The organism is Oleiphilus sp. HI0066 (genome assembly GCF_001635725.1).
This window is the reverse complement of record NZ_LWFH01000669.1, coordinates 1-8,240: the sequence shown is the minus strand read 5'-3', so window position 1 is coordinate 8,240 and position 8,240 is coordinate 1. Positions and strand designations below refer to the sequence as shown.

The 8,240-nt window shown below is 43.2% G+C and carries 5 protein-coding genes; 1 reads left to right on the top strand and 4 read right to left on the bottom strand.

The window, feature by feature from the left end; genetic code table 11:
- Window positions 1–256 precede the first annotated feature (256 nt).
- Window positions 257–676 carry an OsmC family protein gene (locus A3738_RS08530; RefSeq protein ID WP_068473867.1) on the top strand — a complete coding sequence of 140 codons (420 nt, stop codon included), beginning with the start codon at window positions 257–259 and terminating at the stop codon, window positions 674–676.
- A 3-nt stretch (window positions 677–679) separates the two neighbouring features.
- On the opposite strand, the gene A3738_RS08525 is transcribed toward A3738_RS08530, so the two are convergent.
- From A3738_RS08525 to A3738_RS08510, 4 genes are read right to left on the bottom strand one after another with little or no spacing between them, the layout of a single operon-like run.
- Window positions 680–4,468 (bottom strand): DUF1631 family protein, encoded by a 3,789-nt coding sequence (locus A3738_RS08525; RefSeq protein WP_068475491.1) that lies wholly within the window; start codon window positions 4,466–4,468, stop codon window positions 680–682.
- Window positions 4,469–4,475: 7 nt separating this feature from the next.
- Window positions 4,476–5,771, bottom strand: coding sequence for an amino-acid N-acetyltransferase (gene argA, locus A3738_RS08520; RefSeq protein WP_068499690.1), 1,296 nt, complete (start codon window positions 5,769–5,771; stop codon window positions 4,476–4,478).
- A gap of 18 nt (window positions 5,772–5,789) precedes the next feature.
- A complete protein-coding gene (argE, locus tag A3738_RS08515; protein WP_068475495.1) occupies window positions 5,790–6,962 on the bottom strand; it encodes an acetylornithine deacetylase in 1,173 nt (390 codons plus the stop codon).
- A 5-nt stretch (window positions 6,963–6,967) separates the two neighbouring features.
- Window positions 6,968–8,155 carry a hypothetical protein gene (locus A3738_RS08510; protein ID WP_068475497.1) on the bottom strand — a complete coding sequence of 396 codons (1,188 nt, stop codon included), beginning with the start codon at window positions 8,153–8,155 and terminating at the stop codon, window positions 6,968–6,970.
- Between the last annotated feature and the right edge of the window lie 85 nt (window positions 8,156–8,240).

Genomic DNA, 8,240 nt, shown 5'->3' with positions numbered 1-8,240 from the left:
ACTTTCTACTGGTTTTAAGATTGTGGACATTCGACACACCTTTTTATGCATATATGCAAACGAGCTACTCGGCTCACTTCGCTTTTTTATATTATGCCTTCAAGACCGAATAACACCTTTGTCGATGTTTAACTGCTCTCGGCAACTTATTGATAGTTAAAAGTATAGACTAATAAATCAAATACACATTTATAAAAATAAACTCTGTTTTGTGGTACTCTCGCGCCATAGTTAAACGCATTATTTAGGCAATTTTATGAAAGCAGAAATACGTTGGGGCGGCGACGCTAAATTCGTAGCAGAATCTGGTTCCGGCCATACAATCACAATGGACGGTCCTCCAGATCATGGTGGCAAGAACCAAGGTCCTCGTCCAATGGAAATGATTTTACTTGGCTTAGGTGGCTGCACTAGCTTTGATGTAATGAGCATCCTCAAAAAGTCTCGCCAAGACGTCACTGACTGTGTTGCTAACATCACGGCCGAGCGCGCTGATGAAGTTCCAAGCGTGTTCACAAAAATCGATATCCATTTCACTGTTACTGGAACAAAGCTTAAAGAGAGCCTTGTTAAAAGAGCTGTAGAACTTTCAGCTACTAAGTACTGCTCTGCTTCAATCATGCTTGAAAAAGCTGATGTAGAAATCACCCACAGCTACGAAATTAAAGAAGCTTAGTCCTTAACTGTACTCTTTTGCTGGCCCGACTCGCTCTCCTTGAGCGAAGTCGGCTCCTTGTATTTTTGCTTTTTGCATCGCAATAGCTGAATCAACATTAGAAACAATCACCAATTTACCGAAGTGTTGAGCCAACTCAATCAGTGATCGCTCAGTCTCTTCTAACTCTTGCGAAGACTGCAAAGTATTCGCTGCCATCGTCACCGAATCAATCGGTAACAACTCTACTAAGTCGGGCGAGCATTGCTTAGTTCCATATCCAGCCAGACTAAATTTCACCCCTAAGTTCTGAAGATCCATCATTAAATCAGCTACTAAATAAGGATTAGACACACTGTCTAGGTCATATATCTCAAACCACAAATCATCTGCGGCTATATGCCCCTTCATCAATACCTTCTGCAAAGACTGACTAAAATTCTCATCAAAAAATGCTGAACTATGTATTGGAATTCTGCCAACACCTATATCATTTTGATTTAAGCGAGCATCGATGTAGTTCAACCACCAGGAGTTAATGCTCACTCCTTCGTCTTTGTTTACTGCTAGAAAGTTACTGTCCGCATCCGACTCGATACAGCTCAACGCTAAATGGTCTGAAATAGGATTGTTCGAAAGGTTTTTAACAGGCTGTGCCATCACCTGGAAATACGACAAATCATCAATCGCAAATCGAGAAGATGCGCTTTCTGTTTGAGAAAGTTCAACCTGAACATCGCCAGATACTTTACGATCAATCTTCCTTAGGCTCTGCTCAGCACTCGATAACAAGCTGCGCTCATTATGAAAACCTAGATAGCCCCGCACCTCACTCGACAACACAACAAACGGCGTATCAAATTCGACACCAATCTGTGCTGTACGCCCCGCAATCTCTTTTGCTTGTGCAATTTGTTCATTCAGGGTTTTACCAGAAATAAATATCGCAAAGTCATAGCGATTTAGACGTGCGACCGATGCTTGATCTGCCTCAAAATTACGAAGAACCTCGCCAATCGCTTCTACGGCTTTATTCTCTAAACTCTCGGGTAATTCACCCAACAGACAACGAATTAGCATCATCGCACACGGGGAAGTTCTCTCTCCGCTTTGCATTCGGCGACGAACATTCCCTCTAAATTCATCTTCAGTTTGAAGGCCTGTTAGTTGATCTGTCGATGCGCCTAACGCAAGTCTCTCGTAAACATCCTTAACCATATCATCGAGCCCCTGTTTAACGAGAGACTGATCATAATTAGGGTCAGGAGTAATCGATTGGAGCTTTAGATATTCCGACAATTTCAAAAGCCCAAGTTCTATAACTTTTAAACCTTGGTGATTCACAAAAACAAATTTGCTATATCCTTTCGCAATCCAGACTAAACGAATGAATTGAGTCGACTCACCATCCTTGTCAAACCTCATCCAAGCATTTAGAGGGATAGATTTCGCACGCTTAATCCACGGAACCAAGCGTTCTGATTTTTCTTTGTTGGTATTCTCTCGATCGGCTTTCTTAATATCGCTCACGAGTGGCAAGGTCTGTCCAGGAATCATCTTGTGCTGATTATGCTGAGCATCAAGCACTAAGTTTTTAAGAGATTCTCGGACTGACTTCGCAACATCTTGCCCGCCTGAAATCTGCATTAATCCTTGTTGAATAAACGGAACGTATTTCTTAGCCTCAAATCCACTCTCGGGCTTTCGGCCAAATTGAATCAACGCATTTAAGGCTTGAAAGCCATTTTTTACTTGGTCGCTATCAATGCCATGCTTAACAGCTTCTAACTGCAAAAAGTCTAACCAACCCGAATTCAGCATTTCTTCGACAGCAACAGGTACGTCCCCATCAAGGAGATACACTATGCGTTGTTCTAATTCAGCACGAATATCTTCTAATCGATGTGCATTATCCGCTGCCGTAGCAACCCGCTCTACATTTTTCAGATACTGAGAATGCTGCTTGACCATTAGCGCATCGAGTTCAGTTTTAACCTCATCAATAACGCCCGGGGTTTCATTTAACTCCGTATTAATTCGTTCAAGCAACGCTGAAATTTTTTGATGCCCTACACGTCCCAAACGATTGCCTTGTGCACCGAGTTTGGCAATACGATTAAGCACATCACGAAGAGGGCTATTTTGATCTTCAAAGAAAGTATCGTTTTCCAAAAGTTGGCGTAAAACTGGTATTTCTAATCGAAACAGATGTTGTTTGCCTTCAGAGCTAATACGCGGATTATTTTGTAATGATCCAAAGAAACGATCAATAACGTCTACTTGTCCTTGTTGCTCATGCGATAGAGCTTTCTCTTCATCTTCTCCAGTATTTAAGCTTTGAAGAACACGAGACAATAAGCTTAAGGCTTCACCGTCGCTATCAAGAGAACGTGTTGGGATTTGCTTCTGCGCAAGCCCTTCGTTCAACTCATTCGAACTAAAAGCTGAGACAGAATAATCAATTTGTGCGGTCTTCTTAGATGGGAAGCTACTCAAGATATTTCTAAAAATTGAAAAGGACTGAGCTTCTTTAATCTGTTCTTGGTCAACACCTGGCTCGACAGGACTTGATTTACCAGTAATGTTGCTAGCAGAAATATTACCTTGATCAACGCCAGCATGATTCAATGATTGCTGGCGATATCCAAAAGGCCTGTTAGCTTGAGAGGACGAGGGCGATTGTTGAGAAGAGTTGCTTTCAGAAACAGAGTCGACAATAGGGCCACTTGTTTCTGAAGCGGGCTTTGAATTAACAGACGCATTTGATGCAGTAGTCTGAGCTGAATCATTAAGAGCTTCGTCTTCTACCGAAGGCTCGGAGTCTTTGCTTTCTGGCAGATCGGGTGAAACAACTTTCTCTTTGGCCAGAGAGCTAAGACTCTTATCCGCTAGAATACCTTCAGCTTCAAGCGTGCTATTGAGCTTTTGATATAGCTCATCCAGCACACCATGCAATGCCTTTTCGTATAGTTTGAATGCAAGCTTTTCCAGAGTTGGGTCATTAACGAAATGATGTATCGCTGAACGAAATGCGTAAACCGCTCGTTCTGGACCTAAGGGGCTACTGCTCGCAATCGGACTATGATAATTCATTGCATCCGTGCGCATTTTTAGTAGCAATAAATCTGTACGAAAGTGCGATTCTAAACGCGTAATGAGCACCCGCGCGATTAACCAATCTTCAAACTCTACTTTTTCGATAATACTTAAATTCGACTCGTTTTCTTCGTGTTGAGAAAACTCTAAAGCTAAGCTGTCAAAGCTAAGAATATCGTTGCGAGCTTTGGAAATAATACTCGAACTATGCTTCTCAACGCGCTCAGCAATGCTCATGCGCGCATTTGCATCTTGATCAGTCGATGCTTTGATTGCAGATTGTTGGAATGACTGTACGATTTCTGGAAGAACGCCCTCTAACGCTGCCGTAATCGCTATATCTGATTGCTGTAAACAACGCTCGATCACCAGGCGATGAACAGCTGATATATCAGGCGTTTCTCGGTTAGCAAAGCGCTTAGTTAAGTTTTCTACGACGTGAGGATAGCTGTTTAAAAAACGCAAACCAGCCGCCTGCGATGTCACGTGTCTTGGCTCAGCGTTTACAAAAAGTTCTTTCCCTAACTCATCGACAAAACCCACACGTATGACGCGATTATCTTCAGATAAACCAAGTGCATTGGGCGTGTAAGTGATATACATCCCTTGGCCGCAAAAGTCGGCAATAACACAGGCATAGCTTTCACCAGATTCTAAATACAGCGTGGCGGCTTGTTCACTCGATATACGTTCTTGGGTTCTTCGTTCTGTGATCATTGGACCGTTACTTCAGTTTTTTCCTTAAAACTTTTGCCTTGCGGCTCACGTCATATTGCTTTGAATCAGGCAACTCCGAGTAAGCACTCATCTCAAAACCTCGTTCTAAAAACCAATGCTCCGTCTGAGTGGTTAGAACGAACAAATACTCAAGATTTTGAGCTTTCGCTTGATTTGTAATCTCTTCAAGCATGTAATCACCACGCCCTTCTTTACGATACTCAGGGTCGACAGCAAAACAAGATAATTCTGCACACCCTACCTCAGGATATGAGTACAGAGCAGCGCACGCGATAATAGCATTGTCGCGAACATTAACGGTAAATGCATCTAGCTCGGTCTCGAGAACTTCACGAGAGCGACGCACTAAAATCCCTTGCTCTTCTAAGGGCTGAATCAATTCTTGAATACCATTTAAGTCGTCCAAGGTGGCGGCTCTTACCTCATCATAACTTTCTGCGCTAACCATGGTACCAATACCATCTCGCGTAAATAGTTCTTCAAGAATCGCACCATCAGAGGCATAACTTAAAAGGTGAGTTCTCTTAACGCCAAGATCACAAGCACGTTGAGCTAATGCCAATAACCTTGCGTTATCATCGTCGCTTGTCGAAGAGACTAATGACTGTGCGACATCCGGGGTTATCTGTCTACAGGTTTCACCCGCCCCATCATCTATCGCTTTGTCGCTACCCAGCATAATGAGCTTTTCAGCATTTAGTGCCACGGCAATATCTGTTGCTAACTCTTCATAAGACAGATTAAAAATTTCACCGGTCACTGCGTAACCATGCCCTGTTTGAAGAACCAGTGCACCGCTTTTTAAGTGACCGTTAATACTTTCACTATCAACCTTACGCACTTTTCCGGTCCAGCCATAATCAATGCCGTTTAAGACCCCCATAGGCTTCGCCGAAATGAAATTACCACTCACCACTTTAATCGAAGAGCCATGCATTGGTGAGTTGACCAATCCAATAGAAAGTAAGGCTTCTACTTCACTTCTTACCTTGCCATATGCTTCGAGCACGCTAGGAAGTGCTTCCTTACTCGTAACTCTAAGGTTTTCCTCAACAACAGAACTCAAACCACGCGACATTAAATTTCTGTCGATCTGAGGACGTGCTCCTAAGACCAGCACCACACGAATACCTAGGCTACATAGCAAAGCAATATCATGAACGATGTTAATAAAATTCTTATGCTCAATCGCCTCACCACAAACGCCGAAAACCATGCTGCGATTTCGGTGTTGATTGATATAAGGTGAAGCGTGACGAAACCAGTTAATCCAATCTTGCATGTTTTATTATCTCTCGTACTAAGGCTGCGCGATACAATAACTATTGATCAGCGACGAAAGGACCTTAGCCATTTCTCCAACTTGTTGCTCGGCAAGAAACTCATTGGGTTGATGAGCTTGATCAATTGATCCAGCGCCCATTACAACTGTCTCCATTCCCATACCACTCAAGAAGGGGGCTTCCGTTGCAAAAGCTACCGCCTCTGCTGGAACTCCAGTTAAGCGTTCACAAGCTTTAACTAGCTCCGCATCACGTGACGTTTCAAAGGCTGGAACTGGCTCTACCATATGGCGATGTTTTACATCGATCTTGTATTTGTAGCCTGTCTGTTTCACTAACGCATCTATCTCAGCATGAAGTGAAGAAACGGACATCCCAGGAAGCGGTCTGATATCAAAATTCATCTGACAGTGTCCACAAATCCGATTAGGGCTATCTCCCCCATGTATTGCACCGACATTTAATGTAGGTCCCGAAACTTCAAAATTCGCATTCTGATAGTTTGCCTGCAAACGCGAACGAAATGCGAAAAGCTCTCCTAAAAATCCGTGAACTGCATTGACGGCACTATTCCCCAAGTCTGGATTCGAAGAATGCCCAGAACAACCTCTAAATTCGACCGCCTCCATGAGAATACCTTTATGCATTCGAATAGGTCGAATACTTGTTGGCTCCCCAATAACTGCCGCTCGGGCTTGAAGTTTACCTTGTTGAGCGATCAGTCGCGCTCCCGCCATTGAGCTTTCTTCATCAGCAGTCGCAACAATGATTAAGGGCTCATTTAACTCCGCTTGATCCATACTCTTTAAGGCTTCTACTATGATAGGGAAGAAACCTTTCATATCGCATGTCCCTAAGCCATAGTACTTGCCCTCAGAGAAACTCAACTTAAAAGGGTCTGAGTTCCATCTTGCCTGATCATAAGGAACCGTATCAGTATGCCCAGCCAACACTAAACCTCGACTGCCTGTTCCAAGCGTCGCGATAAGGTTGTACTTTCCCGCCTGTTGATCAACCGGAATTACTTCACAGCGAAATCCTAAACCCAAAAACCACTTTTCTAATTCTCGAATCACGGATTCATTACTATGATCCCAAGAGGAATCACTAGCGCTAATTGAATTTTCGCCGACAAGTTTCGCTAACAGCGTTTCAAAGCTGTGTAATTCCTTAGGAATATGCAATTTCATTGAATTTATTTCCAAACCTCTAGGACACTTAACTCAACGCGTTTAAACGTAAACGAAACACTTCCGTCTCCATTGAGAGGAGTAATCACAAGTAAGTGCTCATCAACCTGACTAAGCATACCCTCGGATTGTTTGCCATTCAGCAATGTGATGCGCACCCGTTCTTCTAACATCGCGTCAAGCTCTGTAAGCTCGACGTTCAAATATTGCGGCTCTATTTCCACTGGTTTACTTTCAACAACCGGCTCAGCTTTCGGTTCAGGAACATATTTCTGAAGCCCAAGTTCAACGCCTTGATCCGTATTCACAGTAAGCTGCGTCCCACCGTATTCCAAGACAGGTAACCAACCATAAGCCTGTTCAATCGCCATGTCATGAGAAGACAAGCTGACATTCAACACTCCGCCTTTTGCGATATAAGCAGACAATGCCATCGCGGCTGCATCCGAGACACGAAACCCTTCTTGAAGTAACTGAGCTTTCCAACCATCGATCACGGACATTGAGAATCCGGCTAGGTCTAAGTCCTCTTGGACCACAGATTCACAACTATTTAAGAGCCGCTTGAAATATCCATTTTCTATATATTGAAATGAAACCAAATCTAAGCCACGAGCTGTACTGAAGCGCATAGCTAAGGAACCTAAGTCATCAGTAACAAGTTCAAGCTCTATGTCATCTGAATGATTCTGAACAGAAGCATTGCCTGTAATAGCCGCGACAGAAATAACTTCAAACAACTGTGTACTCGGTACGCTTTGGCCATCGCAGCTCAACCAACCGAATAAGGCATTCGCAGGTACTGAAGTCTGCTCATTGAAGTGATCGATTAAAGTTTGCGATGGAAGGCTTACGGCCACACCTTGAAGAGAAACGGATTCGATGACTGAATAGTCTCCACTAAGCTTCTGAGTAAGGCTTAGGATTAAATCGAAAATACCATCAAAATGAAGCGTTGCCGCATCAGCCGATATGTCTTGCTTAGACTTAAAATGCTTGAAACTTGGCTGAGACACAACTATCTCGCCATCCAACAAGGATGTCTTCACGCCTAAGTATTGGAAAGACCCAACGTTCACCAAATCATCTTTGGCTTGAACCAGCACCTGGTTTGAAATTAGCACGAGAGCCAATTTCAAAAGCACGCCAACGACTATCAGTATCCCCGCTGTAATTATCAACTTACGCTTCATTGTTTTTATTCATCCAAATCTATGTACTCTCTAAACTATAGCAAACATCAAATACTTAGAAAGTTGAGAAATATAAAGCACTTAT